This is a genomic window from Streptomyces sp. NPDC055632 (genome assembly GCF_053618675.1).
This window is the reverse complement of sequence record NZ_JBSHHY010000008.1, coordinates 208,782-235,712: the sequence shown is the minus strand read 5'-3', so window position 1 is coordinate 235,712 and position 26,931 is coordinate 208,782. Positions and strand designations below refer to the sequence as shown.

Sequence of the window (26,931 nt, the reverse complement as noted above, 5' to 3'; positions counted from 1 at the left end):
GCGACTGCCACACCGCCGCAACACTCCGTTCGCGGTCGTAGGACCGAGGACCGAGTGATCACCGGACTTCCGACAGGGGTCATTCAGGTCTACACCTCTTACTCTGGGGGGATGAGCGCCCTCGAACCCCGAGACGCCGGCACCGACGCCGCCGTCGCCCCGAACACCGGAACCGGCCCCCGCGCCGACCGCCCCGGAGACCGGAAGCCCACCGCCCCGGGGTCCGTCCTCGACCCGGCGCACCGGGCGCTCAGCATCGGCATCGTCTCCGTCGTCCTGCTCATCGCCTTCGAGGCGACCGCCGTCGGTACGGCCATGCCCGTCGCCGCCCGCGAGCTGAACGGCGTGTCCGTCTACGCCTTCGCCTTCTCCGCTTACTTCACCACCAGCCTCTTCGGCATGGTCCTGGCCGGTCAGTGGTCCGACCGGGACGGTCCGCTCGGGCCCCTCGCCGCCGGCATGTCCGCCTTCGCCGCCGGGCTGCTCCTCTCCGGGACCGCCGGCGCCATGTGGATGTTCGTCCTCGGCCGGGCCGTGCAGGGCCTCGGCGGCGGCCTCGTCATCGTCGCCCTGTACGTGGTCGTCAGCCGCGCCTACGACGAGCACCTCAGGCCCGCGATCATGGCCGCCTTCGCCGCGAGCTGGGTCGTCCCCTCCGTCGTCGGGCCGCTCGCCTCCGGCACGATCACCGAGCACCTGGGCTGGCGCTGGGTCTTCGTCGGCATCCCGGCCCTCGTCGTCCTGCCGCTCGCCCTCGCCCTCCCCGCGATCCGCCGCACCGCCTCGGGCCCCGCCGACCCGGAGGCGCCCGTCGCCCCCTGGGACCGGCGCCGGATCCGGCTGGCGCTCGGCATCTCCGCCGGCGCCGGACTCCTCCAGTACGCCGGGCAGGAACTGCGCTGGCTCTCCCTGCTGCCCGCCGCCGCGGGCGCCGCGCTGCTCGTGCCCGCCGTGCGGGGGCTGCTGCCGCGCGGCACCTACCGGGCCGCCCGCGGCCTGCCCTCCGTGGTCCTGCTGCGCGGGATCGCCGCCGGGTCCTTCATCGCCGCCGAGTCCTTCGTGCCCCTGATGCTGGTCACCCAGCGGGGCCTGAGCCCCACCCTCGCCGGGCTCTCCCTGGCCGTCGGCGGCCTCACCTGGGCGCTCGGCTCCTGGATCCAGTCCCGGCCGTGGACGGAGCCGTACCGCGAGCGGCTCGTCGTCCTCGGGATGGTCCTGGTCGCGCTCGCGATCGCGACGGCGCCGAGCGTCCTGATCACCGCCGTTCCCGTGTGGATCGTCGCGGTCGCCTGGGCCTTCGGCTGCCTCGGCATGGGCGCGGTGATCTCCTCCACGAGCGTGCTCCTCCTGAAGCTCTCCGCCCCCGAGGAGGCGGGCGCGAACTCCGCCGCCCTCCAGATCTCCGACGGCCTCTCCAACGTCCTCCTCCTCGCCTCCGGCGGCGCGGCCTTCGCGGCCCTCGGCGGCGGCGCGGTGGGCCACGCGGTCGCCTCCCACACGGCCGCCACCGGCTCCCACCCGGCCGCCTTCGCGGCGGTCTTCCTGCCGATGGCGGGGGTGGCGGCGGCGGGGGCGTGGGTGGCGACGCGGCTGCACGGGGAGCCGGGGCGGTCCGAGGACCCGAAAGTCCCCTGACACCATGTGGTACCGCGCGGTACCATGGCGTCATGGCTGGTCTCAACGTCAGGTTTACCGAGGAAGAGCTGGACGCCCTGCGCGAGCGGGCCGAGGCGGAGGGGCGCAGCATGCAGTCCTTCGCGCACGACGCCGTGATCCGGGCGATAAACGAGCACTCACGCCTCTTCAACGAGGCGGCCGAGCACGTGCTGAAGGTCAGTGAGGAGCTGAACCGGAGGCTCGCGTGACGTACTACCTCACGCTTCCCGAGGTCCTGAACCTCGCGCAGCGGCTTGGCGCGGACGAGGTGCGGGACTACGGCCTCCTCGACTCCGCCCTGGCACGTCCGCAGTCGAGCGTGTTCGGCCAGGACGCCTACCCGGACGTCTGGCAGAAGGCCGCGGCGCTCATGGAATCGCTCGCCCGCAACCATGCGCTCGTGGACGGGAACAAGCGCATCGCCTGGTACGCGACCTGGGTCTTCCTCCACATGAACGGGCATCCACTGGACTCGGCCTTCGACGTCGACGAAGCGGAGGCGTTCGTCCTGGACGTCTGCCAGGGCGCCCTCGACGTCCCCAAGATTGCCGCACAACTGCCCCGGTTCGCGCGCTGAACCGGGACCGGGACGCGAAATGTGACGCTCGCCGCACCGGGTGAGGTCGACCCCCCATCGGGTACGAGGTCCGGGCCGGGCCGCCGGTAAGGTGGCCCGGTTGTCATATCTGGACGAGCGTCGAACCGGAGATCGTGACTACCACCGCCCCCTCCTCACACCACCTCTCTCCCGCCTTCCCCGGCCGCGCCCCCTGGGGCACCGCAGGCAAGCTGCGCGCCTGGCAGCAGGGCGCGATGGAGAAGTACATCCAGGAGCAGCCCCGCGACTTCCTCGCGGTCGCCACCCCCGGAGCCGGCAAGACCACCTTCGCGCTGACCCTCGCCTCGTGGCTCCTGCACCACCACGTCGTGCAGCAGATCACCGTGATCGCGCCCACCGAGCACCTGAAGAAGCAGTGGGCCGCGGCCGCCGCGCGCATAGGGATCAAGCTGGACCCGGAGTACAGCGCCGGGCCGCTCAGCAAGGAGTACGACGGCGTCGCCCTCACCTACGCGGGCGTCGGCGTCCGGCCCATGCTCCACCGCAACCGCTGCGAGCAGCGCAAGACCCTCGTCATCCTGGACGAGATCCACCACGCCGGAGACTCCAAGTCCTGGGGCGAGGCCTGCCTGGAGGCCTTCGAGCCGGCCACGCGCCGCCTCGCGCTCACCGGCACCCCGTTCCGCTCCGACACCAACCCGATTCCCTTCGTCACGTACGAGGAGGGCAACGACGGCATCCGCCGGTCGTCCGCGGACTACACGTACGGCTACGGCAACGCCCTCGGCGACGGGGTCGTCCGGCCGGTCATCTTCCTCTCCTACAGCGGCAACATGCGCTGGCGCACCAAGGCCGGCGACGAGATCGCCGCCCGCCTCGGCGAGCCGATGACCAAGGACGCGATCTCGCAGGCCTGGCGCACCGCCCTCGACCCGCGCGGCGACTGGATGCCGAACGTGCTGCGCGCCGCCGACCAGCGGCTCACCGAGGTCCGCAAGTCCATCCCGGACGCGGGCGGCCTCGTCATCGCCTCCGACCAGGACTCGGCCCGCGCGTACGCCAAGCTGATCCGCGAGATCACCGGCACCCGGCCCACCCTCGTCCTCTCCGACGACACGGGCGCCTCGAACCGCATCGACGAGTTCAGCGAGGGCGACGACCGCTGGATGGTCGCCGTCCGCATGGTGTCCGAGGGCGTCGACGTGCCCCGCCTCGCGGTCGGCGTGTACGCGACGACGATCTCGACCCCGCTCTTCTTCGCCCAGGCCGTCGGCCGCTTCGTGCGCTCCCGCAGGCGCGGCGAGACCGCGTCCGTGTTCCTGCCCACGATCCCCAGCCTCCTCGGCTTCGCCAACGAGATGGAGGTCGAGCGCGACCACATGCTCGACCGGCCGAAGAAGGCGGGCGAGGACGAGGACCCGTACGCCGAGTCCGAGAAGGAGATGGCGGAGGCCGAGAAGCAGCAGGACGAGGACACCGGCGAGCAGGACATGCTGCCCTTCGAGGCCCTGGAGTCCGACGCCGTCTTCGACCGCGTCCTCTACAACAGCGCCGAGTTCGGCATGCAGGCCCACCCCGGCAGCGAGGAGGAGCAGGACTACCTCGGCATCCCCGGCCTCCTCGAACCCGACCAGGTGCAGCTCCTCCTCCAGAAGCGCCAGGCCCGGCAGATCGCGCACAGCCGCAAGAAGCCGGACGCCGACGCGGACCTCCTGGAGCTGCCCGCCGAGCGGCGGCCCGTCGTCTCCCACAAGGAGCTGCTCGAACTGCGCAAGCAGCTCAACACGATGGTCGGCGCGTACGTGCACCAGAGCGGCAAGCCGCACGGCGTCGTCCACACCGAGCTGCGCCGGGTCTGCGGCGGCCCGCCGAGCGCGGAGGCCACCGCCGGGCAGATCCGGGAGCGGATCAAGAAGGTCCAGGAGTGGGCCACCCGCATGCGCTGAGGCTCCCGCGCGGGGGAGTCGACCGAGGCCCGTACGCCGGTGTGCGTACGGGCCTCCGCCGTCCCGCCGCGACGCGGGACCGGGCCGCGGTCCACCCCCTCCGCGCACCGCGCACGACATAGCCGATCTTGTCCGCCGAAGTCCTTCCTCCGGCCGACGAACGGCCCGAACCGTCTCCATACGGTCGCCGGCGCCCGGATTCTGGACGAGGTCTTCCGCTGAGCGGAGCGGGTCGCTACTGTCCCGGCTCAAAAGCATTCGCCCCGTGGCAGCGCCGCCGCGGAGCGCAGCCGGTGTACCCCTTCCTGCCGGCGGCCTCTGACGTGCGTCGCCGCGGGACCGGCGAGGCAACCCCGTGAGAGTCCCGCCTCCATCTCACTCCGAAGGAGAGGGCGTCGTGACCGCGGAGACCTCCCAGACGCTCGACCGGGGACTCAGAGTCCTCAAACTGCTCGCCGACACCGATCACGGCCTGACCGTCACCGAGTTGTCCAACAAACTCGGCGTCAACCGGACCGTGGTCTACCGCCTCCTGGCCACGCTCGAACAGCACGCCCTGGTCCGCCGCGACCTCGGCGGACGCGCCCGCGTCGGCCTCGGCGTGCTGCGGCTCGGGCGCCAGGTCCACCCCCTGGTGCGCGAGGCGGCGCTGCCCGCGCTGCGCTCGCTCGCCGAGGACATCGGGGCCACGGCCCACCTCACCCTGGTCGACGGGGCGGAGGCGCTCGCGGTCGCGGTCGTCGAACCGACCTGGACCGACTACCACGTCGCCTACCGGGCCGGTTTCCGCCACCCGCTGGACCGGGGCGCGGCCGGCCGCGCGATACTCGCCGCCCGCCAGGGCGGACTGACCGAACCGGGCTACACCCTCACCCACGGCGAGCTGGAGGCCGGCGCGAGCGGCGCCGCCGCCCCCCTGGTCGGCGTGACGGGGGTCGAGGGCAGCGTCGGCGTCGTCATGCTCGCCGACGCCGTCCCCGAGCGGGTCGGCCCGAGGGTGGTGGACGCGGCCCGCGAGGTCGCGGACGCGCTGCGCTAGGACGCGCTGCGCTAGGACGCGTTGCGCTGGGGCGCGCGGCGGCCGGGACGGTACGCGTACCGGTACGGGCGTACGGAGCGGGGTCCGGACCTTCGGGGCCGCCCCGCCCTCGACCATGCCCCGTCCCGGCCAAGGATGCCGGGCATGAACCGTGACTCCTCCTCCGGCCCCGGCCGCCGTACCGTCGCCAGGGCCGCCCTGCTCGGCACCGCCGCCGTCCTGGCCGGTCCCGCCGCCGTCGCCCGCGCCGCCCGGCCCCTCGTCCTCCGGCTGCCCGCGCCCACCGGCCCCCACCCCGTGGGCCTGCGCACCTTCGCCCTGACCGACCCCTCCCGCCCCGACCCCTGGAAGCCCGGGCCGGGAGAGCCCGAGTTCGGCGCGCGCCGGGTGATGATCAGCGTCCTGTACCCGGCCCGCACCGTCCGGGGCCTCCCGCGCGCCCCGCAGCTCACCCCCGCCGAGGCCGGGGTGTTCACCGGTCTCGCGCCCCACGTCCGCCCCGGCCTCCCGGCCGCCGGCGTCGACTGGGGCGCGACCCTCACCCACGGGCACGTCGGCGCGCCCCCGCTGCCCGGCCGCCGCCCGGTGCTCCTGTACGGCCCCGGCGGCGGCGACTCCCGCACCCTGGGCACGGTCCTCGCCGAGGACCTGGCGAGCCACGGCCACGTGGTGGTCCTGGTCGACCACCCCGGCGACGCGAGCCAGGTGGAGCTGCCCGACCGGATGCGCCTCACCGTCCTGCGCGGGGAGCCGGACCCGGCGACCTTCCGCACCATGGTCGACACCCGGGTCGCGGACCTCCGCCTCGTCCTCGACCGGCTCGGGACCCTGCCCCTCGCCCCGGCCATGGACCGGCGCAGGATCGGGATCTACGGGCACTCGGCGGGCGGCACCGCCGCCGTGTCCGCGCTGGCCGGCGACGACCGGATCGCCGCCGCGGCCAATCTGGAGGGGTACCTCGACCTGGACCCCGTGGAGGGCCTCGACCGGCCCCTGCTGCATTTCCGTACGGACGGTTTCGAGGGCGCCGCCCGCCTCACCGCCTCCTGGGAGGGCGTCCCGGGCCGCCGCGTCCGGCTGGCCGGTGCCGGCCACTGGGTCTTCGGCGACCACGCCTTCCTCGTCCCGCGGCTCCGGGCGGCGGGACTCGTCACCGCCGGGACCCGGGACGCGCTGATCGGCCCCGCGCGTCCGGCCGCGGCGGTCTCCTCCGTACGCCGGGAGCTGCGGTCCTTCTTCGCCCGCCACCTCGCCTGACGCCCGGCCCCCGGCCCCGTACCCCCGCGCGCCCCAGTAGATTGGACGCGTGCTCTCCAGCCTCTCCCGTCCCCGTGCCCTCGCGCTCTGCGCGCTGCCCGTCGCCGCGCTCTTCGCCGTCGTCGGGCTCGCGCCGCTGCCGTACGCGATCGCGCAGCCCGGCACGACCGCCGACGTGCTGGGCGAGGACAAGGGGAAGCAGGTCATCACGGTCACCGGCGCCCCGGTCCGGAAGACCGAGGGGCAGCTGCGGATGACGACGATCCTCGCGACCGGGCCGTCGGCGGACATCCGCTTCGGGGACGTGGCCGACGCCTGGTTCCGCACCGACCGGGCCGTCCTGCCGAAGGGCTCCGTCTACCCCTCGGGGAAGTCGGACGCGGAGGTCGAGAAGCACAACCTGGGCCAGATGCGGCAGTCGCAGGACGCGGCCGCCCTCGCCGCCCTCGGTTATCTGAAGAAGGACCCCGAGAAGGTGAAGGTGACCCTGCACCTCGCCGACATCGGCGGGCCCAGCGCCGGGCTCCTCTTCTCCCTCGGCATCGTCGACAAGCTCGACGGGGACGGGGACGGCGGCGACCTCACCGGCGGCCGGACCGTCGCCGGTACGGGCACGATCGCGCCCGACGGGAAGGTCGGCGCCGTCGGCGGGGTCTCCCTCAAGACGCAGGCCGCCGCCCGGGACGGCGCCACCGTCTTCCTGGTGCCGAAGGCGGAGTGCTCGGACGCGGAGGCCGAGCTGCCGAAGGGCATGCGGCTCGTGCCCGTCACCGCCCTCGGCGACGCGGTGGAGTCCCTCAGGGCCCTGGAGCAGGGGCAGGACGCGAAGGTTCCGTCCTGCTGACCTCCCCGGAGGGGCCGGCGGGTGCGGGCTTCGCGTCCATCTCCCGCCACGCCGGGAACACCAGCGGCGAGAGCGTCGCCAGGAAGTAGACCGCCCCGATCCCGAGCAGCGTCGCCGTCAGGCCGACCCGCTCGACCAGGAGGCCGGCCGCGAGGCCGCCCAGCGGGGTCGTGAGCAGCACCCCCGCCGTGCTCGCGCCCATGACCCGGCTGCGGAGCTCCTCGGGGACCCGCTCGTACATCACCGTGGACAGGATCGGGTTGAGCACCCCGACGCCGAACCCGGCCGCCGCGAGCGTCACCAGGAGCGGCGCGGTGGTGTCGGTGAGCGCGGCCACGACGTACGGCGGGGCGCCGCCGACCAGGAACCCGGCCGTGAACACGGCCCGGCGCGGGAAGCGCTCCCCGACCGCCCCGTAGAGCAGCGCCCCCGCGAGGGCGCAGCCGCCGAAGACCGCGACGAGCAGGCCCTGCGCGGCGGGACCGCCCAGCTCCTCCCGGGCGTGCACCGGCAGCAGCACCGAACTCCAGCTCTGGCTGAGGCCGTTGGTCACCATCACCATCACGGTGATGCCGAGCAGCAGCCGGGCGCGGAACAGGAAGGCGTACCCCTCGCGCAGGTCGGCCCGGTAGCGGGCGGGGGAGAGCGCCGGGCCGCCGCGCACCGGCTCCGCCGCGGGCACCCCGCGCAGTCCGGCCAGGACGAGCAGCGCGGAGAGGGCGAAGGTCGCGGAGTCGAGGAGCAGGACCGTGTCGGCGCCCATGAACGCGACGAGCAGTCCGGCGACGGCGGCGCCCGCCATCCGGGCCCCGCGCGACACGGCGTCGTACAGGCTCGCGGCCCGGGTGAGCGAGGTCCCGGCGCGCCCGGCCAGGTCGGGGACCAGGACGTGCCGGGCCATCTCGCCGGGCGCGTGGCACAGGCCGTTGACCGCCATCAGGGCGCACAGCATCCAGAACCGCAGGACCCCGGCGTGGTGCAGGAGCGGGATCGCGGCGAGCGCCAGGCCGCAGACCAGGTCGGAGGCGACGCTGACCCGGCGGCGGCCGAGCCGGTCGATGACCGGGCCGCCCGCGAGGGCGGAGACGAGGACGGGCAGGGCCGCGCAGAAGGCGACGAACCCGGCCTTGCCGGGGCTTCCCGTGGTCTCCAGGGCGAACCACGGGACGCCGATGAGGGTGAGCGAACTGCCGGTGATCGAGACGGCGTTGGCGGCCAGGACGGTGGCCAGCGGCCGTGCGTCCCCTTGTTTCTCGTGTCCCCCCGGAGCGGTCATGCGGCCAGGGTGACCGGGCGGTCGGCCGGCGTCGCGAGCCGCAGTCCCAGCTCGACCAGGCGCCGGCCGATCTGGACGCGGAGGGTGGGGGATTCCCTTTCGGCGTGCGGGCGTTCGGCGGCCCGGTGGGCCTCGGCGGCGGTCAGGGCGTGCAGCTGGAGGTGGATGTCGGCATGCATGTGCGCGGTCCTTCCTTGCTGGGTTCGGGATGCTCGGCGGGCGCGGCGCTCAGTCCTCGCGCTGCGGGAACGCGTGGAGGTGGACCCGTACGCGCTCGGCGTCCGGCGCGTCCTGCTCGGGGGCGGTCCGGTACTCCTCCATCAGGGCGTGCACCCTCTCGCTGAGCTCGCGCAGCTTCGCGGGCGGCAGCCGCAGCGTGAAGTCGCTCATGTCGGCGGAGCCGAGCCACTTCTGGTCCCAGTCCGCCCGGGTGCCGAGGTAGGTGTTGAGCTCCTGGGTGTGGATGTTCGCGATCTCGTGCATGTAGACGTCGACGGCGCCCCGGACCTCCGGGTCCTGGTTCCGGTAGAGCGACTCGTCGAAGACCGTGCCGCCCGGGACCGCCTTCCACCACCGCTCCCGGCCCTTGCCGCGCTCCGGATCGTCCTCGACGAAGCCGTGGGCGGCGAGCTGGCGCAGGTGGTAGCTGGTCGCCCCGCTGGACTCCCCGAGCCGCTCGGCCAGTTGGGAGGCGGTGGCGGATCCCTGGCGGCGCAGGGAGCGGAGGAGCTGGATGCGGAGGGGGTGGGCGAGGCCGCGCAGGGAGCGGGGGTCGAGGGGGCGGACGACGTGTTCTCCGGGGGTCTCCCCGGGGCGCTTCTCGGGCTCGGGCATGCCCTGAGCGTAGACATGCAAAGAAGTACTTGCAAGGCTTTCTTTGCAAGTACTTCTTTGCATGGAATTCGCTGTGGGCGCTTCTCCGTACGCGCCGGTCCGTTACGCCGGCGGCTCCCCGCTCGCCGCCTGCTCCACCAGCGGGATGATCCGCAGCGGCACCGGGTTCTCCATCACGATCGCCGTCGACGCCCGCACGATCCCCTCGAACCCCACCACCTTGTCGATCACCCGCTGGAGGTCCGCGTTCGAGCGGGCCACCAGGCGGCAGAGCATGTCCCCGTGGCCCGTGGTCGTGTGCAGCTCCAGGACCTCCGGCACCGTCGTCAGGTGCCCCCGCACGTCCGCGCCCTGCCCCTGCTTGATCTCCAGGGTCGCGAAGGCCGTCACCGGATAGCCGAGCGCCGCCGGGTCCACCTCCGGCCCGAACCCCCTGATCACCCCCGACGCCTGGAGCCGGTCGAGCCGCGCCTGCACCGTCCCCCGCGCCACCCCCAGGCGCCGGGACGCCTCCAGAACCCCTATGCGCGGTTCGCGCGCGAGCAGCGCGATCAGCCGCCCGTCCAAATGATCGATCGCCACAGCGGCCCCTCCGTGGTCAGGATGTACAAGTCGCCCGACCATCCTGGCGTGCCGCTGTACAGATTGACCAGGGAGTCAGCGAACTCTTGCGCACCTTGCCGAACGGCGGGACATTGCTGCCATGACTGAGACCATCCACCACACCCCCTCCACGGCGCGGCAGGCCGACCCCTTCCCCGTGAAGGGAATGGACGCGGTCGTCTTCGCCGTCGGCAACGCCAAGCAGGCCGCCCACTACTACTCCACCGCCTTCGGCATGAAGCTGGTCGCCTACTCCGGACCGGAGAACGGCAGCCGCGAGACGGCGAGCTACGTCCTCACCAACGGCGCCGCGCGCTTCGTGTTCACCTCCGTCATCAAGGCCTCCACCGACCGGGGCCGCTTCCTCGCCGAGCACGTCGCCGAGCACGGCGACGGCGTCGTCGACCTGGCGATCGAGGTCCCGGACGCCCGCGCCGCCTACGCGTACGCCGTCGAGCACGGCGCCACCGGCGTCACCGAGCCGCACGAGGTGAAGGACGAGCACGGCACCGTCGTCCTCGCCGCCATCGCCACCTACGGCAAGACCCGCCACACCCTGGTCGAGCGCTCCGGCTACAGCGGCCCGTACCTGCCGGGCTTCGTCTCCGCGAACCCGATCGTCGAGCCCCCGGCCAAGCGCACCTTCCAGGCCATCGACCACTGCGTCGGCAACGTCGAGTTCGGCAAGATGAACGACTGGGTCGGCTTCTACAACAAGGTCATGGGCTTCACGAACATGAAGGAGTTCGTGGGCGACGACATCGCGACCGAGTACTCGGCGCTCATGTCGAAGGTCGTCGCGGACGGCACCCTCAAGGTGAAGTTCCCGATCAACGAGCCCGCGATCGCGAAGAAGAAGTCGCAGATCGACGAGTACCTGGAGTTCTACGGCGGCGCCGGCGTCCAGCACATCGCGCTCGCCACCAACGACATCGTCGCCACCGTGCGCGCGATGCGGGCCGCCGGTGTCGCCTTCCTCGACACCCCCGACTCGTACTACGACACCCTCGGCGAGTGGGCCGGCGAGACCCGGGTGCCGGTCGAGACCCTGCGCGAGCTGAAGATCCTCGTCGACCGCGACGAGGACGGCTACCTGCTCCAGATCTTCACCAAGCCGGTCCAGGACCGCCCGACCGTCTTCTTCGAGATGATCGAGCGCCACGGCTCGATGGGCTTCGGCAAGGGCAACTTCAAGGCCCTCTTCGAGGCGATCGAGCGCGAGCAGGAGAAGCGCGGCAACCTCTAGAGGAACCTCTGGGAGCCGCCCACGCGCGCGAGGGGGTCCGGGGCAGCACCCCGGACCCCCTCGCCGCGCCACCGACCGGGCCGGCCCGGGCCCGGCCACCCACCGGCCCCGGCGCACGGCCCCGGCGTTCCGGCGGGACACGGGGCTCGCCCGGGACGCCACCCTTCGAGGACGGCCGGGCACGCGCGCGCACCTGACCCCACGCGCGCGTGCCCGGCTCCCCACGCCTTCCACGCACCGGCCCGTGCCGCACGGCACCGACCCCGCCCTCCCGCACCGCGCCTACGCGCGCGTGTCGGCCCCCGGAGCCGCCGTCTTCTCCGTACCCGAAGGCCCCTCCGTACCCGAAGGCCCCTCCGGCCGTACCCCTTCCGGCCCTACCACCCCCTCCGGCAGTTCGTCCGGCGGCTCCCCGACCGCCGCGAGCGCCGCCGCCGCCCTCGGGGCGTGCAGGGGCGAGAAGGCCGGGTTGATCCGCAGGGCCTCCGCCAGATGGCGCCGGGCCGGGCCCCGGAGCTCCAACGCCCGCTCGATCTCGCCCCGGTGGTACGAGAAGAGCGCGCTCCGCAGCCCTTCCTCCGTGGCCCGCTTCGCGTACTCCAGCGCCTCCGCCGCCCGCCCCGACCGGAACAGCGCCCAGCCCAGCGCGTCCGCCGTCCCCACCGAGCGGTGCCCGCGCGCCCACTCCGCCCGCAGCCGGACCACCGCCGCCGCCGGATCGCCGTGGTCCGCGTCGAGCAGTCCCAGGGGCACCTCCGCCCGTGCCCAGGTGCCCGTCCGCAGCCGCTCGTACAGGGTCCGCGCGTCCCCCTCCAGGCCCAGCGACTCGTACAGCTCGCCCGCCTCCAGGACGTACTCCGGCAGCGGCAGCCGGGCCAGGGCCGCCCGCCAGTCCCGTACGGCCTCCTCCGTGCGCCCCAGGGCCGCGAGCGCCCGCGCCCGGCCCGCGAGCGAGGGCCCGTGGTCCCGTACGAGCCGCAGCGCCGCCCCGTGCCGCTCCAGGGCCTCCTCCGGCTCGCCCCGCTCCCACGCCAGGTCCCCGAGCCGCCCGAGGGCCGCCGCCTTCTCCGCGTCCGCCTCCGCGAGCGCCGCCGCGTCCAGGGCCGCCGCGTCCGCGTCCTCGCGCCAGCCCCGGTCGCGGAACGTCTGGGAGGCCCGCGCGCGCACCGCCGCGCCCGCGTGCAGCTTCTCCAGCTTCTCCATCGCCCCGCGCGCCGCCCCGTAGTCCCCGAGGCCGTTGTACGCGTCGATCAGGACCGGGTACGCCGGCCAGCGCCCCGGCTCCGCCTTCCGCACCCGCTCGCCCCACTCCCTGGCGGCCCGCCAGTCGCCCCGCGCCCCCGCGAGGGCCCCCAGGCCGAGCTGCGCGGCCGTGTTGCCGCGCGCGGCGGGCCGTTCGGCCAGGGAACGCCGCAGCGCCTCCTCGGCCCGCGGATAGTCCCGTACGTCCCCGAGCCGCGTCCCGCGCTCCGTGTACGCCGCGCCGAGCTCCGCCCAGGACGCCCCGTCGTCCGGGTGCGCCCACAGCCACTTCTCCCGGTCCGCGATCAGCGCGGCCAGGTCCGGGAGCGCCGCCTGCGCGCCCGCGTGGGCCGCGATCACCGCCCGCTCCGCCGGTCCCGGCGGGGGCGGCGTCCCCCGGCCGAGGAACTCCGGGGCGTACAGCAGCGCCGTCGCCGCGAGCACCGCGCCCACACCGGCGGCGAGGACCGTCCTCGACACGTTCTGGCTCTTCACGGCACTCACTGTGCGCCCGGCCCCGCCCGTACGAAGAGCACACGAAGCGCCCGCTCCGGCGGGTTCACACCGATGGCCCCGGGTGCCACGCTGGACGCATGGACGATCTCCAGACGCCGCAGAAGGACGACCTCCGGTCACGGCTCCACGCGCGCCTGCTCACCGGACTGCCCGCCGAGGCCCTGCTCACCGACCCCGACGTGACGGCCTCCTACGCCCACGACATGGCGAGCTTCTGCACGGCCGGCACCCCCGCGGCCGTCGTGCTCCCGCGCACCGTGGAACAGGTGCAGCACGTCATGCGGACCGCGACCGAACTCCGCGTCCCCGTCGTCCCGCAGGGCGCCCGCACCGGCCTGTCCGGCGGCGCCAACGCCTCCGACGACTGCATCGTGCTCTCCCTGGTCAGGATGGACCGCATCCTGGAGATCGACGCGGTCGACCGGATCGCCGTCGTCGAACCGGGCGTGGTCAACGCCGTCCTGTCCCGGGCCGTCGCCGAACGGGGCCTGTACTACCCGCCGGACCCGTCCAGCTGGGAGACGTGCACCATCGGCGGCAACATCGGCACCGCCTCCGGCGGCCTGTGCTGCGTCAAGTACGGGGTCACCGCCGAGTACGTCCTCGGCCTCGACGTCGTCCTCGCCGACGGACGGCTCCTGACCACCGGCCGCCGCACCGCCAAGGGCGTCGCCGGATACGACCTGACCCGCCTCTTCGTCGGCTCCGAGGGCAGCCTCGGCATCGTCGTGAAGGCGGTCCTGGCCCTCAAGCCGCAGCCCCCGGCACAGCTCGCGCTCGCCGCCGAGTTCCCCTCCGCCGCCGCTGCCTGCGCCGCCGTCTGCGCGATCATGGAGCGCGGCCACACCCCCTCGCTCCTCGAACTGATGGACGGCACGACGGTCCGGGCCGTCAACAGGACGGCGCGCATGGGGCTGCCCGACACCACCGAGGCGCTCCTCCTGTGCGCCTTCGACACCCCCGACCCGGCCGCCGACCTGGCCGCCGTCGGCGAGCTGTGCGCGGCGGCGGGCGCCACCGAGGTCGTCCCGGCCGCCGACGCCGCCGAGTCCGAACTCCTCCTCCAGGCCCGCCGGCTCTCCCTCACCGCCCTGGAGACCATCAAGTCGGCCACGATGATCGACGACGTGTGCGTGCCCCGCACCCGGCTCGCCGAGATGCTCGACGGCACGGCGGCCGTAGCGGAGAAGTACGGCCTGACCATCGGCGTCTGCGCGCACGCGGGCGACGGCAACACCCACCCCGTCGTCTGCTTCGACCACACCGACGAGGACGAGTCGCGGCGGGCGCGCGAGTCCTTCGACGAGATCATGGCGCTCGGGCTCGCCCTCGGCGGCACGATCACCGGCGAGCACGGCGTCGGCGTCCTCAAGAAGGAGTGGCTGGCGCGCGAGCTGGGGCCGGTCGGCCTGGAGCTCCAGCGCGGGATCAAGGCGACCTTCGACCCCCTCGGGCTCCTCAACCCCGGAAAGCTCTTCTGAGCCTCCCCGGAAGGGCCTGCGCACGGGATCAGTGCTCGCCGTCCTGCGACTCGTCCGACGGCCACGGGTCGCGCAGCCACAGGTCGTCGGCGGCCACGGTGGCCGCGAGCAGCTCGGCGAGCCCGTCGTCGATGCCGAGCCGCTCCGACTCGGTGCCCGGCGGCACGGCGCGCAGGGTCCGCTCCAGCCAGGCGGACACCTGCGCGGACGGGGCTTCGAGGAGGGCGTCGCCGTCCGGGGAGGAGAGCGCCATCAGGACGACGCCGCGGCCGTCGACCTTGGTGGGCCAGATGCGGACGTCCCCGTGGCCGCAGGCCCGGAAGACGCCCTCGACGAGCAGTTCGCGCGCGAAGGTCCAGTTCACCGGGTGGTCCGTGCCGACGTGGAAGGTGATGTGGACGGCGTACGGGTCGTCGGTCCGGTAGGCGAGCCGGGCGGGCACCGGCACGGCACGCTCGGGGGAGAGCACCAGCTTCAGTTCCAGCTCGCGCTCGACGGTGGTGTCGTCCGTGTTCTGCATGGTCGTACTCCTTCTCGCGGAGGGCCCCGGGCGGGCCTTCACCAGGAGAGAGCGGGGTGCCCCCGACTCATTACGCGACTTCGGGAAGTTTTTTCCAGGAAGTTTTTTCCGGCCCGTGTGCCCGCAGGCGTCCCGGGCATGCTCCTCGGGACGAGCGAACCGGATGCATCGGCCCGAACATCACGGGGAGTGATCGATTCCGGGGCGTGTCGCCCGAAGGCGGCCTTTCTCGTCGGCTCTTTCTTCCCTCGGCGAGGTTCTTCGTTACTGTCATCCCTGGGCGCGGCACGCCCGGCGCGCTGCCGTGCGGATCAAAGGCGTTGTGACTGAACGGAGTCGGGGCAGTGGCTACTCCTCCTGGAGGCGGCGGAGAGGTACCGCAGGCGGGGTACTACCCGGACCCGTCCATTCCCGGGTACATCCGGTACTGGAACGGGGGCGCGTGGGTCCCCGGCACGAGCCGGCCCGCCCCCTCGGACGACGCCGCGGCGGCCCCGGCCGGCCCGATCCCGGCCCCCGCGCCCGCCCCCACTCCGGCCGCCGCGCCCGAGCGTCCCGCCGCGTCCGTACCGGCCCAGGCACAGCCCCAGGCCCAGGAGCAGCCCCGGTCCCCGGCCCCGCCGTCCCCCGCCCAGGAACAGCCCCGGGCCCAGGTGCCCGCCCAGGCCCAGGCACCCGTCCAGGAGCCCGTGGCCGCGCAGCCCCGGGCCGCGTCCCCGGCGCCCGCCCCCGCCGCCAGGAAGCCCGCCCCCGTACCGACCGTGGAGGAGACCGGGCCCGTCTTCCTCGACGAGGAGCCGGCCCCGGCGGAGCCCGCCTCGGCCTGGCAGGCGGACACCTCCCGGCAGACCGGTTTCGGCGGCGACCGCGACCAGAAGGTCTCCTGGGGCGCGCCCCGGACCGCCGACCCGCGCACCCCGGCGGAGTGGCCGGTCGCGGGCGAAGAGGCCGAGGCGCAGGCCCCGGCCCAGGCACAACCCCAGGCCCCGGCCCAGGCACAACCCCAGGCCCCGGCCCAGGCACAACCCCAGGCCCCGGCCCAGGCACAACCCCAGGCCCCGGCCCAGGCGAAGCCCTCGGCCCAGGCACAGTCCCCGGCACCCGCCCCCGCGCGGCCGGCCGACCCCCGCCCGACCGGAGGAGCCGCGCGCCTCGGCGGCATGCCGGTCACCCCGATCCCCACCCCGGCCCCCGCGCCCCGGCCGGCCCCGGAGCCCGCGGCCCCGGCCCCCGCCCCCTCCTGGGCCCAGCCGCAGGCACAACCCCAGCCGCAGGCACAACCGCAGGCACAACCCCAGCCCCAGCCCCAGGCGTCACAACCCCAGCCCCAGGCGTCACAGCCCCGGACCCCGCAGCCCCAGGAACAGCAGCAGCCGGTCCTCCCCTGGAAGCCGCCGGTCGAGGACCCGTTCCTCCAGGCGGCCCGCGCGCAGGCCTCCGCGCGCCCCGCCGGGCTCGGCCGGCGCCTGGTCGCCCGGCTGGTCGACTCCCTCGTCACGGGCGCCCTCGTGGGCGCGGCCGCCTTCCCCTTCCTGACCGCCGCGCTCGACCACATCGAGGGCAAGATCGAGGCGGCCCGGCAGTCCGGAACCACCGTCCAGGTCTGGCTGGTGGACTCGACGACCTCCGTCCAGTTCGGCATCGCCCTCGCCGCGCTCGTCGTCGTCGGGCTCCTGTACGAGGTGCTGCCGACCGCCAAGTGGGGCCGCACCCTCGGCAAGAAGCTCTGCGGGATCCAGGTGCGGGACATCGAGGCGCACGAGCCGCCGACGTTCGGCGGGGCCCTGAAGCGCTGGCTCGTGTACGGCGTCCTGGGCCTCCTGGCCGTCGGCGTCCTCAACGTCCTGTGGTGCGTCTTCGACCGCCCCTGGCGCCAGTGCTGGCACGACAAGGCCGCCCGCACCTTCGTGGCGCGCTGAGCCGGCGGGCCGGGCGGCGCAGGGTCCCCCGAACGGGCGGTGATTCCTTGCGGGGGCGTCCCGCCCGGGATGCACTGCCCCCATGAGCACCGACCAGCCGCCGCCCGGTCCGCCGCCCGACGAGGACCCGTTCAGCAAGAGGCCCCAGGAGCCCCCGCCGTCCGCCGGCGGCCAGCCGCCGCCCCCCGGCGGCCCGCCCCCCGGTGGCCCGCCGCCGGGAGGCCCGCCTCCGGGCGACCCGCAGTCCGGGAACCCGTACGGCTCCCCGTACGGCGGCGGAGGCGGCTCCCCGTACGACAACGCGCCCCCGCCCCCGTACGGAAGCGGCTACGGCGGTGGTTACGGCGGGACCGATCCGCTCGCCGGCATGCCGCCGCTCGCCGACTCCGGACGGCGCATCCTCGCCCGGATCATCGACTGGATCATCGTCGCGGTGCCGCTCGCGATCATCGGCATCCCGTTCAAGGTCTACGACCGGGTGTCGTCAGACGACGACTTCGGCGACGCGGTCACCAGCTTCGACGGCGGGGGCCAGCTCGTCTTCCAGCTCATCACGATCGTCGCGTACGTCGCCTACGACACGGTCCTGACGGCCAGGAAAGGCCAGACCCTCGGCAAGAAGCTGATGAAGCTGCGGGTCGCGATGCTCAACGACGGCTCGACGCCCCCGATGAGCCAGTCGCTGCTGCGCGCCGTCGTGCTGTGGCTGCCCGCGCTGATCTGCTGCGCCTGCCTGTGGCCGCTGCTCCTGCTGATCCTGATCCTGGTGGACAAGCCGTACAAGCAGGGTCTGCACGACAAGGCGGCGAAGACGGTGGTGGTCTCCGTCCCGCAGTAGGACCTCACGCCACGGACGTCACGAACCGATCCGGGTCCCGGCCCTCCCGCCCACGCGCGCGGCCGGCACCCGGATCTCCTCGTTCCCGGGAACCCCGTCGGCGGACCGAACCGGTGCGGAGGTCTTGACGGACCCCGTCCGTCCCGGCATCGTCACCGCCACGAGGACGCCGAGCAGCAGGCCGGCGGCACAGGCCGCGGCGATGCCGGGGACCGCCGTCGTGCCGGAGAGCAGCAGCAGGGCGACGGTCGCGAGGACGACGGTGGCCGAACCACAGGTGAGCTGTGCGGCGTTCGGACGCTGCATGACGAGTACCCGCCCCTCAAGACATCGGTGCGACTCTACGACGGTGGATGCCCGGGGGGAACGAGGGGTAAGCGCGACCCCGCCCGATCTCGGTGCACGGGGGGCGCACAGGGTCATGGGATCGTCAAGAATCCTTCACGGTGCGCCCGCCGGGTGTTCGATTATCGGAAATCGGCTCCTGCATAGTGCAGTTGGTATGTGCAAGTCAAGATCTGTCTTTTCTTGCCTCACTCCGGTCGAATGTCGTCACTTGTGACGCGCGACCCGCCGGGCGGACACCCCACCTTCGGTCCGTGAGCGCGGGCGCCGGGGAGGACTACATCAAGTGACCAACAGACGACGGGCGATCAGAACGTCCGCAGTCGTCGTGGCGCTCGCGGCCACCGCCGCCACCGCCTCGACGTTCAGCACCGCATGGGCCGGCAACGGCGGCAACGTGACGCCGGCCGACGTCCGCCACGACCCGGCGCCCGGCGCGCCCGGCGCGGGCATCGACAAGACGGCGGTCGACCACGACCTCGAGGGCCCCTTCAGCGAGCAGCAGGAGCAGCAGCGCAAGGCCGCCCTGGAGCAGGTGCTGAGCGGCAAGAAGAAGGTCGAGCGCCGCGGTGGTTCCCAGGTCGTCAAGCTCGACAGCAAGAAGTACGTCGAGCTGGGCCGCGAGAAGACCGACAAGATCTTCACGATCCTCGTCGAGTTCGGCGACAAGGTGGACAACACCACCCTCGTCGACCGCGCCGACGACGACACGACCGAGCCGAAGCCGAAGTTCGGCGGCACGCCCGGCCCGCTGCACAACCGGATAGCCAAGCCGAACCGCAAGAACGACAACTCCACGGCCTGGCAGAAGGACTACAACCAGGCGCACTTCCAGGACCTGTACTTCGGCACCGGCAAGGACGCCAAGGGACAGCCCAAGCAGTCGCTGAAGACCTATTACGAGAAGACCTCGTCCGGCCGTTACTCGGTCGAGGGCGGCGTCTCCGACTGGGTCAAGGTCGAGTACAACGAGGCCCGTTACGGCTCGAACTACTGCGGCAACAGCAACTGCGCCAACGTCTGGGACGCCGTCCGCGACGGTGTCACCGCGTGGACCGCCGACCAGAAGGCCAAGGGGCGCACCGACGCCCAGATCAAGGCCGACCTGGCGCAGTACGACCAGTGGGACCGGTACGACTTCGACGGCGACGGCAACTTCAACGAGGCCGACGGCTACATCGACCACTTCCAGATCGTCCACGCGGGCGAGGACGAGTCGGCGGGCGGCGGCGCCCAGGGCGGCGACGCCCTGTGGGCCCACCGCTGGTACGCCTACGGCACCAACGCGGGCAAGACCGGCCCGGCGAACAACAAGGCCGGCGGCACGCAGATCGGCGACTCCGGCATCTGGGTCGGCGACTACACGATGCAGCCGGAGAACGGCGGCCTCGGCGTCTTCGCGCACGAGTACGGCCACGACCTCGGCCTGCCGGACCTGTACGACACCTCCGGCCTGCCCGGCGCCGAGAACTCGACCGGCTTCTGGTCGCTCATGTCCTCCGGCTCCTGGCTCGGCCGCGGCAAGGACGCCATCGGCGACCTGCCCGGCGACATGAACGCCTGGGACAAGCTCCAGCTCGGCTGGCTGAACTACACCAAGGTCGCCGACCAGGCCCGCAAGTGGAACTCCACCCACAAGCTGGGCGTCGCCGAGTACAACACCAAGAACCCGCAGGCGCTCGTCGTCGAGCTGCCGAAGAAGCAGGTCACCACCGAGATCGTCGCGCCCGCCGAGGGCAACACGCAGTGGTGGAGCGGCATGGGTGACGACCTCAAGAACACCCTGACCCGCTCGGTCGACCTCACCGGCAAGAAGTCCGCCTCCCTGGAGCTCCAGGGCTGGTACGACATCGAGCTCGACTACGACTACCTGTACGCCGAGGTCTCGACCGACGGCGGCTCCAACTGGACCGCCCTGGACGGCACCGCCGACGGCAAGCAGATCCCGCGCGACGCCAGCGGCGCCCCGGCGCTGACCGACGTCTCCGGCGCCCACAAGAAGCTGGTCTACGACCTGTCCGCCCACGCGGGCAAGAAGTTCGACCTCCGCTTCCGCTACCAGACGGACGGCGGCGCGGGCGGCAAGGGCTTCACGGCCGACGCCGTCACCGTGACCGCCGACGGTGCCGCCGTCTTCTCCGACAACGTCGAGAACGGTGACAACGGCTGGGCCGCCAAGGGCTTCTCCCGCGTCGGCAAGGGCTTCACCAAGGCGTACGAGCAGTACTACATCGCCGAGAACCGCCAGTACGTCTCGTACGACGAGACCCTGAAGGTCGGCCCGTACAACTTCGGGTTCACCGGCGAGAAGTCGACCTGGGTCGAGCACTACCCGTACCAGAACGGTCTGCTCATCTGGAAGTGGGACCTCTCCCAGAAGGACAACAACACCGCGGTCCACCCGGGCCAGGGTCTGATCCTTCCGGTCGACGCCCACCCGTCCCCGCTGAAGTGGAAGGACGGCACCCTGATGCGCAACCGCGTCCAGGCGTACGACTCCACCTTCGGCACCTACCGGACCGACGCCCTCCAGCTCCACAAGGCGGACGTCGCGACCTTCGTGCCGTCGCTCAAGGGCAACCCGGTCTTCGACGACCGGAAGGGCACCTACTGGTACAAGGAGACCCAGCGCGCCGGTGTCCAGGTAACTGACACCAACACCAAGATCGAGGTCGTCAAGGAGCCGAGGAACGGCGAGACGATCACGGTCCGCGTGGGTCCGTCCACGAAGTAATCGGTAAAACCGCAGGTCAAAGCATGATCGGCCGTCGCCCTCTAGCGGGCGGCGGCCGATCGTGTTTAGGTGCGTCTGACGCTTTTCTTATTGACACCGACCACGGGGGAGTGGTTCCGCATGCCCAACGGAGGGTTCTGCAAGCTGCCGGGAGGCAGCGTGGTCGTGGCCATAGGGCTGCCCAGCCCGGCCGGCGACGGCGCCACGGTCCGCTTCCTGGTCCACGCGGCGAACCGGGCCCGCGCCCTGACCCGGCTGCGGAACCTGGGGCTGCGCGCGGTCTACCTCCGGGGGAACACCGAGCCGCCCACGCCGGACGAGGTCACCGCCGTCCTGCACCACCCCGACGGCCTGCTGTGGAGGTCCACCCCGGGCGCCGCCCAGGAGCTCTGGCACCCGGCCCGCTCCCTGCCCAGGGAGCCGGCGGTGCGGGAGGCGCCCGCGGCGATCGTGCCCCGGGGCCGCGCCGCGTAGCAGGCCCCTCCCGGAGCCGCGCCGCCCGGGGGGCGTCTCAGACCACCGGCTTGCCGGTCAGCTCCACGCCCGCCGCCCGCAGCTCCTCCAGGGCCCGTCCCGTCGTCGCCTCCGCCACGCCGGCCGTCAGGTCGAGCAGCACATGGGTCCGGAAGCCCTCCCGGGCCGCGTCCAGGGCGGTCGCCCGGACGCAGTGGTCGGTGGCGATGCCCACCACGTCGACCTCGGCGACGTCCCGCTCGCGCAGCCACTGCGCGAGCGTCAGACCGTTCTCGTCCCGCCCTTCGAACCCGCTGTACGCGGCGTCGTACGCGCCCTTGTCGAAGACGGCGTCGATCGCCCCGCTGGCGACGGCGGGCGCGAAGTTGGGGTGGAAGCCGACGCCCTCCGTGCCCGCCACGCAGTGCACGGGCCAGGAGGTGACGTAGTCCGGCTCCTCGCCGGGCGCGGCGAAGTGCGCCCCCGGGTCCACGTGGTGGTCGCGGGTGGCGACGACGTGCCGGTAGGAGGTGCCCGCCGTCTGGCCGACCAGGTCGGTGATGGCGGCGGCGACGTCCGCCCCGCCCCTCACCGCGAGGCTGCCGCCCTCGCAGAAGTCGTTCTGAACGTCCACAACGATCAATGCGCGGTGCATGGCGGGTGTCCTTCGGGCGTCGGAGGGGGTGGGTTCGAGCCTAGAGACTTCCCCTCCCCTTCGGGAGGGGGCGCCCCGGGCCACTACGGCGGCTACGCCGTCCTGCGCAGGCGTGTCGTCCCGCGCGGGCGTACCGCGGGTCGGCCGTACGGCCCGGCCGGCGCACGCCTCAGGCGTACTCGGTCGGCAGCACCGGCTCGCCGCGCGAGAGCTGGACCGCCGACATCGGCAGCCCGGCACGGGCCGCGATGTGCCGGTCCCTGGCGGCCTCCAGCGGCTCGCGACCCACCACCTGCCCGTTCTCGACCAGTCGAACCAGGAGCTGCCGGTCGGCGAGGTCCGCCGGGACGGGCCCGGTGCCCACGACCTCCGCCTCGGCGACGCCGGCCGCATCGGTCCTGCGGGCCGCCCACTTGCGCCCGCCGACCGAGGCCTTGCCGCCCAGGGACTTCTTGGCCACCGGCACGAGCGGCGCCTTCGGGTCGGCCGAGGCGGCCCGCGCGACCAGCTTGTAGACCATGGAGCAGGTCGGGTGGCCGCTGCCGGTGACCAGTTGCGTGCCCACCCCGTACGCGTCGACCGGGGCCGCCGCCAGCGAGGCGATGGCGTACTCGTCCAGGTCCGAGGTGACCACGATCCGGGTGTCCCGGGCGCCCAGCTCGTCGAGCTGCGCCCGCACCCGGTGGGCGACGAGCAGCAGGTCGCCGGAGTCGATCCGGACGGCCCCGAGCTCCGGCCCGGCCACCTCGACGGCGGTCCGGACGGCCTCGGCCACGTCATAGGTGTCGACCAGCAGGGTCGTGCCGCGTCCCAGGGTCTCGACCTGGGCCCGGAAGGCGTCCTTCTCGCTGTCGTGGAGCAGGGTGAAGGCGTGGGCGGAGGTGCCGACGGTCGGGATGCCGTAGCGGAAGCCGGCCGCCAGGTCCGACGTGGAGTCGAAGCCGCCGACGTAGGCGGCGCGGGAGGCGGCGACGGCCGCCAGCTCGTGGGTGCGCCGGGCGCCCATCTCGATCAGGCCCCGCCCGCCGGCCACCGCCGACATGCGGGAGGCGGCGGCCGCGATGGCCGAGTCGTGGTTGAGGATCGAGAGGATCACGGTCTCCAGGAGCACGCACTCCGCGAAGGAGCCCTCGACCCGCAGGACGGGGGAGCCGGGGAAGTACACCTCGCCCTCGGGGTAGCCCCAGACGTCGCCGGAGAAGCGGTAGCGGGACAGCCACTCCAGGGTCGGCCCGTCGACGATGGAGCGCTCGCGCAGGAACTCCAGGACGGCCGGGTCGAAGCGGAAGTTCTCGACGGCGTCCAGGACCCGTCCGACCCCCGCGAGGACGCCGTAGCGCCGCCCCTCGGGCAGCCTCCGGGTGAAGACCTCGAAGACGGAGCGCCGGTCGGCGGTGCCGGCCGCGAGGGCCGCCCGGAGCATGGTCAGTTCGTACTGGTCGGTGAAGAGCGCGGTCGACGGCACGTCCACCGGCAGCCCAAGGTCCGCAGCGTTCATGCCGGCGATGCTAGCGCAGAAATCGTCACTCTGACGATTTCTAGGGCGACGGGCTCTCCGGGGGCGTGTCGGCGCCCCGGCCCGTTTGTGCGATGGGCCCCCGGGGGTGGCAGCATGGGGTGAGTGAGCGTCGCGCCTATCGAGATCGAACGTACGGAACCGGCCGAGGAGGTCTCCGCGGTCGTCGAACCGGATGTGCCCTGGGTGACCCTCGTGCACAACGACCCGGTGAACCTGATGAGCTATGTGACCTACGTCTTCCAGTCGTACTTCGGTTACTCCAAGGACAAGGCGCACAAGCTGATGCTCGACGTGCACCACAAGGGTCGCGCGGTGGTCTCCAGCGGCACCCGCGAGGAGATGGAACGGGACGTGCAGGCGATGCACGGCTACGGCCTCTGGGCGACCCTCACCCAGGACCGCGGCTGATGGCCGGCCGCTTCGAGGCCCTGGCCGGCGGCGGCGCGGCCGTCGCCCTCGACGACGTCGAGATCTCCATCCTGCGCTCCCTCTCCGTGCAGCTCATGGAGCTGATCGGGCCGGGCGACGAGCCCGCCGCCGACGCGGACCCGCTGGCCGCGCTCTTCGCCGAGGGCCCCAGCGAGCCCCCGTCCGACCCGGCCCTGCGGCGCCTCTTCCCCGACGCGTACGGGGACGACACCGAGGAGCTGCGGGCGGCGGCCTCCGACTTCCGCCGCTACACCGAGAACGACCTGCGGGCCCGCAAGCGCCAGGACGCCCTCGTGGTGGTGCGCGCCCTGGACTCCCTCGCCACCGAGGCGGCGGGGGAGGGCGGCGCGGTCCTCAAGCTCTCCCCGGACGAGTCCCGGGCCTGGCTCGGCACGCTCAACGACCTCCGGCTGACCATCGGGACCCGCCTGGACGTCTCCGACGACGAGGAGAGCGAGCGGCTCTACCGGCTGCCGGACTCCGACCCGCGCAAGCCGATGGTGATGGCGTACCTCTGGCTGGGGGCCCTCCAGGAGTCCCTGGTGGAGACCCTGCTGTCCTCCTGAGGGCTGCCCGAAAGCACCGTGACACCGACTGTTCGCTCAGCGGACGCTCAAATCCGGATAACGAATGCGTTATGCGAGCGTCCGCTTGGCCCTCTTGAGTCCGGTGCGTCCGTATTTTTATGTGACCCGCGCCACGCACAACTCCCTCGATCACCGCCCACCCCGTGATAAATCTTCACGACCGCTCGGGGACGCCACCCCTGTTCCCGAGGGCGCTCGGGCCGGCTGACCGCCGGTGGCACTCCATCCACATCCGGGGGGATCAGGATCTGGTCCGCGGCAGACGCACTCGCAGTCGCGCGGATCAGCATGGAGAAAGGCGCACCACCATGACCTCTGTGCAGGTCGACAAGCAGCACGACGGCACCGACGGGGCCGTGGGCGGCGGCGAGGGCTACCAGCGTGGCCTCGGCGCCCGGCAGATCCAGATGATCGCGATCGGCGGTGCCATCGGCACCGGACTCTTCCTCGGCGCGGGCAAGGCCATCCACAAGGCCGGACCCAGCCTCATCCTGGCCTACGCGATCGCGGGCCTGGTCATCTTCTTCATCATGCGCGCCCTGGGCGAGCTCCTCATGTACCGCCCCGTGTCCGGCTCCTTCGCGGAGTACGCACGCGAGTTCCTCGGCCCGTTCTGGGGCTTCGTGACCGGCTGGACGTACTGGCTCTTCTGGGTCGTCACCGGCATCACCGAGGTCACCGCCGCGGCCACCTACATGACGTACTGGTGGGACATCCCGCAGTGGATCTCCGCCCTGGTGTTCACCTTCGTCCTCTACGGCGCCAACCTGATCTCCGTGAAGCTCTTCGGCGAGCTGGAGTTCTGGTTCTCCATGGTCAAGGTCACCGCGATCATCGGCATGATCCTGATCTGCGTCGGCATCCTCACCGTGGGCTTCTCCGACGCCGGTGACACCGCGACCGTCGCCCACCTGTGGAACCAGGGCGGCTTCTTCCCGAACGGCGTCGGCAGCACGCTGATGACGCTCCAGATCGTGATGTTCGCCTTCCTCGCCGTCGAGCTGGTCGGCGTCACCGCCGGCGAGTCCAAGGACCCGAAGACCGTCCTGCCCAAGGCCATCAACACCGTGCCGTGGCGCATCGCCGTCTTCTACGTCGGCGCCCTGATCATGATCCTGTCGGTCGTCCCGTGGACCGAGTTCCAGCCGGGCGTCTCCCCGTTCGTCGCCGCCTTCGAGAAGATGGGCCTCGGCGTCGGCGCCGCCATCGTCAACTTCGTGGTGCTGACCGCGGCCCTGTCCTCCTGCAACTCGGGCATGTACTCCACCGGCCGCATGCTGCGCGACCTCGCGCTCAACGGCCAGGGCCCGAAGGTCTTCACGAAGCTCACCAAGAACGGCACCCCGCTGCTCGGCCTGACCTTCTCGGCCTCGCTGATGCTCGTCGGCGTCTGGATCAACTACGTCGCCCCCGGCAAGGCCTTCGAGTACGTCGTCTCCTTCGCCACCATCTCCGGCATGTGGGCCTGGATCATGATCCTGGTCTGCCAGATCCGCTACCGGGCCAAGGCGAACCGCGGCGAGCTGCCCGAGTCCACCTTCAAGGCCCCGGGAGCCCCGTACACCAGCTGGTTCGCGCTCCTCTTCATCGGCATGGTCATCGTGATGATGGGCATCGACGAGGGCGCCCGCGTCTCCCTCTACTGCGCGCCGGTCTGGGGCCTGATCCTGGGCGTCTCCTACCTGGTCCTGAAGTCCCGCAACCCCGAGGGCGCGGCCTTCGCCAAGCGCTCCTGATCCCGGACGAAGACCGCACCCGTCCCAGCATGCGGGCCCTTCCGTACCACTCCTCGGTACGGAAGGGCCCCTCTGCTTATCCTGTCGCCATGCTGACCATCACCCGGGCCCTGTACGACCAGATCGTGGAACACGCCCGCGCGGACCACCCGGACGAGGCCTGCGGCGTGGTCGCGGGCCCGGCCGGCACCGGCCGCCCCGAGCGCTTCGTCCCCATGCTCAACGCGGCCCGCTCGCCCACCTTCTACGAGTTCGACTCCGCGGACCTGCTCAAGCTCTACCGCGAGCTGGACGACCGGGACGAGGACCCCGTGATCGTCTACCACTCGCACACCGCGACCGAGGCCTACCCGTCCCGCACGGACATCACGTACGCCAACGAGCCGCACGCCCACTACGTCCTCGTCTCCACCGCCGACACCGACGGCGCCGGACCCTTCCAGTTCCGCTCCTTCAGCATCGTCGAGGGCGTGGTGACCGAGGAGGACGTGAAGGTCGTCGAGAGCTACGTCTGACACCCGGACGACCGGCCCGGCGCCAATGAGACACTGACGCGAAACCAACGGACGGCAGGACCCAGGAAGCCGGTGCGAATCCGGCACGGTCCCGCCACTGTGACCGCCCCCTCCGGGGCGGAAGCCAGGAACTGACCTGCCGTCCGCTCGCCACCGATCGGGGACGTGGAAATCCCCGGAGG

At 72.8% G+C, this 26,931-nt stretch carries 26 protein-coding genes and 1 riboswitch; of the genes, 17 read left to right on the top strand and 9 right to left on the bottom strand.

Annotated elements, in window-relative coordinates:
• The first annotated feature begins 111 nt into the window (after positions 1 to 111).
• The 7 genes from ACWGSR_RS14415 to ACWGSR_RS14385 all read left to right on the top strand — a co-directional run bounded on the left by ACWGSR_RS14415 (position 112) and on the right by ACWGSR_RS14385 (position 7,301).
• The gene (locus ACWGSR_RS14415) at positions 112 to 1,635 is read left to right on the top strand and encodes an MFS transporter (protein WP_453566492.1); all 1,524 of its coding nucleotides are present in this window, start codon (positions 112 to 114) and stop codon (positions 1,633 to 1,635) included.
• A gap of 32 nt (positions 1,636 to 1,667) precedes the next feature.
• Positions 1,668 to 1,865, top strand: coding sequence for an Arc family DNA-binding protein (locus ACWGSR_RS14410; RefSeq protein WP_030210013.1), 198 nt, complete (start codon positions 1,668 to 1,670; stop codon positions 1,863 to 1,865).
• Positions 1,862 to 2,233, top strand: a complete 372-nt coding sequence (locus ACWGSR_RS14405; protein ID WP_366375104.1) for a type II toxin-antitoxin system death-on-curing family toxin — start codon at positions 1,862 to 1,864, stop codon at positions 2,231 to 2,233. The genes ACWGSR_RS14410 and ACWGSR_RS14405 overlap by 4 nt, the downstream gene beginning before the upstream one ends.
• A 131-nt stretch (positions 2,234 to 2,364) precedes the next feature.
• Positions 2,365 to 4,161 (top strand): DEAD/DEAH box helicase, encoded by a 1,797-nt coding sequence (locus ACWGSR_RS14400; RefSeq protein WP_453566532.1) that lies wholly within the window; start codon positions 2,365 to 2,367, stop codon positions 4,159 to 4,161.
• A gap of 397 nt (positions 4,162 to 4,558) precedes the next feature.
• Entirely contained in the window at positions 4,559 to 5,200 is a 642-nt protein-coding gene (locus ACWGSR_RS14395) for an IclR family transcriptional regulator (RefSeq protein WP_053648453.1), read from the top strand.
• 144 nt (positions 5,201 to 5,344) lie between these two features.
• Positions 5,345 to 6,457, top strand: coding sequence for an alpha/beta hydrolase family protein (locus ACWGSR_RS14390; protein WP_453566490.1), 1,113 nt, complete (start codon positions 5,345 to 5,347; stop codon positions 6,455 to 6,457).
• 49 nt (positions 6,458 to 6,506) lie between these two features.
• Positions 6,507 to 7,301 carry a S16 family serine protease gene (locus tag ACWGSR_RS14385; RefSeq protein ID WP_366375102.1) on the top strand — a complete coding sequence of 265 codons (795 nt, stop codon included), beginning with the start codon at positions 6,507 to 6,509 and terminating at the stop codon, positions 7,299 to 7,301.
• Here the strand turns inward: ACWGSR_RS14385 and ACWGSR_RS14380 are convergent.
• From ACWGSR_RS14380 to ACWGSR_RS14365, 4 genes are all read right to left on the bottom strand, one after another.
• Positions 7,255 to 8,577, bottom strand: coding sequence for an MFS transporter (locus ACWGSR_RS14380; protein WP_453566487.1), 1,323 nt, complete (start codon positions 8,575 to 8,577; stop codon positions 7,255 to 7,257). The two genes, ACWGSR_RS14385 and ACWGSR_RS14380, sit on opposite strands and share 47 nt — an antisense overlap.
• A complete protein-coding gene (locus tag ACWGSR_RS14375) occupies positions 8,574 to 8,756 on the bottom strand; it encodes a hypothetical protein (RefSeq protein WP_453566484.1) in 183 nt (60 codons plus the stop codon). Before ACWGSR_RS14375 ends, ACWGSR_RS14380 begins: the two co-directional genes overlap by 4 nt.
• Before the next feature lie 49 nt (positions 8,757 to 8,805).
• Positions 8,806 to 9,411: an ArsR/SmtB family transcription factor gene (locus tag ACWGSR_RS14370; protein ID WP_376231346.1), complete on the bottom strand. Its 606-nt coding sequence runs from the start codon at positions 9,409 to 9,411 to the stop codon at positions 8,806 to 8,808.
• Positions 9,412 to 9,513: 102 nt separating this feature from the next.
• On the bottom strand, positions 9,514 to 9,993 hold the full coding sequence (locus ACWGSR_RS14365) for an Lrp/AsnC family transcriptional regulator (protein ID WP_366375096.1): 480 nt from the start codon (positions 9,991 to 9,993) through the stop codon (positions 9,514 to 9,516).
• 121 nt (positions 9,994 to 10,114) lie between these two features.
• On the opposite strand from ACWGSR_RS14365, the gene hppD reads away from it, so the two are divergent.
• On the top strand, positions 10,115 to 11,260 hold the full coding sequence (hppD, locus tag ACWGSR_RS14360) for a 4-hydroxyphenylpyruvate dioxygenase (protein WP_453566481.1): 1,146 nt from the start codon (positions 10,115 to 10,117) through the stop codon (positions 11,258 to 11,260).
• Positions 11,261 to 11,542: 282 nt separating this feature from the next.
• On the opposite strand, the gene ACWGSR_RS14355 is transcribed toward hppD, so the two are convergent.
• Positions 11,543 to 12,997, bottom strand: coding sequence for a hypothetical protein (locus ACWGSR_RS14355; protein ID WP_453566478.1), 1,455 nt, complete (start codon positions 12,995 to 12,997; stop codon positions 11,543 to 11,545).
• 98 nt (positions 12,998 to 13,095) lie between these two features.
• Between ACWGSR_RS14355 and ACWGSR_RS14350 the strand changes: the two genes are divergently transcribed.
• The gene (locus ACWGSR_RS14350) at positions 13,096 to 14,499 is read left to right on the top strand and encodes an FAD-binding oxidoreductase (RefSeq protein ID WP_453566476.1); all 1,404 of its coding nucleotides are present in this window, start codon (positions 13,096 to 13,098) and stop codon (positions 14,497 to 14,499) included.
• Positions 14,500 to 14,527: 28 nt separating this feature from the next.
• Here ACWGSR_RS14350 and ACWGSR_RS14345 read toward each other — a convergent pair whose 3' ends face one another.
• Positions 14,528 to 15,019, bottom strand: coding sequence for an SsgA family sporulation/cell division regulator (locus ACWGSR_RS14345; RefSeq protein WP_376231350.1), 492 nt, complete (start codon positions 15,017 to 15,019; stop codon positions 14,528 to 14,530).
• A 344-nt stretch (positions 15,020 to 15,363) separates the two neighbouring features.
• Between ACWGSR_RS14345 and ACWGSR_RS14340 the strand changes: the two genes are divergently transcribed.
• The gene (locus ACWGSR_RS14340; protein WP_453566473.1) at positions 15,364 to 16,938 is read left to right on the top strand and encodes an RDD family protein; all 1,575 of its coding nucleotides are present in this window, start codon (positions 15,364 to 15,366) and stop codon (positions 16,936 to 16,938) included.
• 82 nt (positions 16,939 to 17,020) lie between these two features.
• A complete protein-coding gene (locus ACWGSR_RS14335; protein ID WP_376231353.1) occupies positions 17,021 to 17,776 on the top strand; it encodes an RDD family protein in 756 nt (251 codons plus the stop codon).
• Between the two features lie 18 nt (positions 17,777 to 17,794).
• Here the strand turns inward: ACWGSR_RS14335 and ACWGSR_RS14330 are convergent, their stop codons facing one another.
• Positions 17,795 to 18,082, bottom strand: a complete 288-nt coding sequence (locus ACWGSR_RS14330) for a hypothetical protein (protein ID WP_453566471.1) — start codon at positions 18,080 to 18,082, stop codon at positions 17,795 to 17,797.
• 325 nt (positions 18,083 to 18,407) lie between these two features.
• Between ACWGSR_RS14330 and ACWGSR_RS14325 the strand changes: the two genes are divergently transcribed.
• Entirely contained in the window at positions 18,408 to 20,855 is a 2,448-nt protein-coding gene (locus tag ACWGSR_RS14325; protein WP_453566468.1) for an immune inhibitor A domain-containing protein, read from the top strand.
• Between the two features lie 120 nt (positions 20,856 to 20,975).
• On the top strand, positions 20,976 to 21,329 hold the full coding sequence (locus tag ACWGSR_RS14320; protein ID WP_376231358.1) for a hypothetical protein: 354 nt from the start codon (positions 20,976 to 20,978) through the stop codon (positions 21,327 to 21,329).
• Positions 21,330 to 21,366: 37 nt separating this feature from the next.
• On the opposite strand, the gene ACWGSR_RS14315 is transcribed toward ACWGSR_RS14320, so the two are convergent.
• Positions 21,367 to 21,963 (bottom strand): isochorismatase family protein, encoded by a 597-nt coding sequence (locus ACWGSR_RS14315; RefSeq protein ID WP_366375080.1) that lies wholly within the window; start codon positions 21,961 to 21,963, stop codon positions 21,367 to 21,369.
• A gap of 169 nt (positions 21,964 to 22,132) precedes the next feature.
• Positions 22,133 to 23,461 (bottom strand): nicotinate phosphoribosyltransferase, encoded by a 1,329-nt coding sequence (locus tag ACWGSR_RS14310; RefSeq protein ID WP_453566465.1) that lies wholly within the window; start codon positions 23,459 to 23,461, stop codon positions 22,133 to 22,135.
• Positions 23,462 to 23,584: 123 nt separating this feature from the next.
• Here ACWGSR_RS14310 and clpS point away from each other — a divergent pair, with 123 nt between their 5' ends.
• The 4 genes from clpS (at position 23,585) to ACWGSR_RS14290 (ending at position 26,749) form a co-directional block, all read left to right on the top strand.
• Positions 23,585 to 23,890, top strand: coding sequence for an ATP-dependent Clp protease adapter ClpS (gene clpS / locus ACWGSR_RS14305; protein WP_079131186.1), 306 nt, complete (start codon positions 23,585 to 23,587; stop codon positions 23,888 to 23,890).
• Positions 23,890 to 24,477: a DUF2017 domain-containing protein gene (locus tag ACWGSR_RS14300; protein ID WP_376231360.1), complete on the top strand. Its 588-nt coding sequence runs from the start codon at positions 23,890 to 23,892 to the stop codon at positions 24,475 to 24,477. The genes clpS and ACWGSR_RS14300 overlap by 1 nt, the downstream gene beginning before the upstream one ends.
• Positions 24,478 to 24,806: 329 nt before the next feature.
• Entirely contained in the window at positions 24,807 to 26,234 is a 1,428-nt protein-coding gene (locus ACWGSR_RS14295) for an amino acid permease (RefSeq protein WP_376231361.1), read from the top strand.
• A gap of 89 nt (positions 26,235 to 26,323) precedes the next feature.
• A complete protein-coding gene (locus ACWGSR_RS14290; protein ID WP_376231362.1) occupies positions 26,324 to 26,749 on the top strand; it encodes a Mov34/MPN/PAD-1 family protein in 426 nt (141 codons plus the stop codon).
• Positions 26,750 to 26,788: 39 nt separating this feature from the next.
• Positions 26,789 to 26,903: riboswitch (cobalamin riboswitch) on the top strand.
• Positions 26,904 to 26,931 lie beyond the last annotated feature (28 nt).

What these genes read in the sequence shown, in the direction of transcription:
- ACWGSR_RS14415 (WP_453566492.1), top strand. Translation starts at nt 112, where the DNA reads ATGAGCGCCCTCGAACCCCGAGACGCCGGCACCGACGCCGCCGTCGCC.
- ACWGSR_RS14410 (WP_030210013.1), top strand. Translation starts at nt 1,668, where the DNA reads ATGGCTGGTCTCAACGTCAGGTTTACCGAGGAAGAGCTGGACGCCCTG.
- ACWGSR_RS14390 (WP_453566490.1), top strand. Translation starts at nt 5,345, where the DNA reads ATGAACCGTGACTCCTCCTCCGGCCCCGGCCGCCGTACCGTCGCCAGG.
- ACWGSR_RS14380 (WP_453566487.1), bottom strand. Translation starts at nt 8,577, where the DNA reads ATGACCGCTCCGGGGGGACACGAGAAACAAGGGGACGCACGGCCGCTG.
- ACWGSR_RS14375 (WP_453566484.1), bottom strand. Translation starts at nt 8,756, where the DNA reads ATGCATGCCGACATCCACCTCCAGCTGCACGCCCTGACCGCCGCCGAG.
- ACWGSR_RS14370 (WP_376231346.1), bottom strand. Translation starts at nt 9,411, where the DNA reads ATGCCCGAGCCCGAGAAGCGCCCCGGGGAGACCCCCGGAGAACACGTC.
- hppD (WP_453566481.1), top strand. Translation starts at nt 10,115, where the DNA reads ATGACTGAGACCATCCACCACACCCCCTCCACGGCGCGGCAGGCCGAC.
- ACWGSR_RS14350 (WP_453566476.1), top strand. Translation starts at nt 13,096, where the DNA reads ATGGACGATCTCCAGACGCCGCAGAAGGACGACCTCCGGTCACGGCTC.
- ACWGSR_RS14345 (WP_376231350.1), bottom strand. Translation starts at nt 15,019, where the DNA reads ATGCAGAACACGGACGACACCACCGTCGAGCGCGAGCTGGAACTGAAG.
- ACWGSR_RS14335 (WP_376231353.1), top strand. Translation starts at nt 17,021, where the DNA reads ATGAGCACCGACCAGCCGCCGCCCGGTCCGCCGCCCGACGAGGACCCG.
- ACWGSR_RS14330 (WP_453566471.1), bottom strand. Translation starts at nt 18,082, where the DNA reads ATGCAGCGTCCGAACGCCGCACAGCTCACCTGTGGTTCGGCCACCGTC.
- ACWGSR_RS14320 (WP_376231358.1), top strand. Translation starts at nt 20,976, where the DNA reads ATGCCCAACGGAGGGTTCTGCAAGCTGCCGGGAGGCAGCGTGGTCGTG.
- ACWGSR_RS14315 (WP_366375080.1), bottom strand. Translation starts at nt 21,963, where the DNA reads ATGCACCGCGCATTGATCGTTGTGGACGTTCAGAACGACTTCTGCGAG.
- ACWGSR_RS14310 (WP_453566465.1), bottom strand. Translation starts at nt 23,461, where the DNA reads ATGAACGCTGCGGACCTTGGGCTGCCGGTGGACGTGCCGTCGACCGCG.
- ACWGSR_RS14300 (WP_376231360.1), top strand. Translation starts at nt 23,890, where the DNA reads ATGGCCGGCCGCTTCGAGGCCCTGGCCGGCGGCGGCGCGGCCGTCGCC.
- ACWGSR_RS14295 (WP_376231361.1), top strand. Translation starts at nt 24,807, where the DNA reads ATGACCTCTGTGCAGGTCGACAAGCAGCACGACGGCACCGACGGGGCC.
- ACWGSR_RS14290 (WP_376231362.1), top strand. Translation starts at nt 26,324, where the DNA reads ATGCTGACCATCACCCGGGCCCTGTACGACCAGATCGTGGAACACGCC.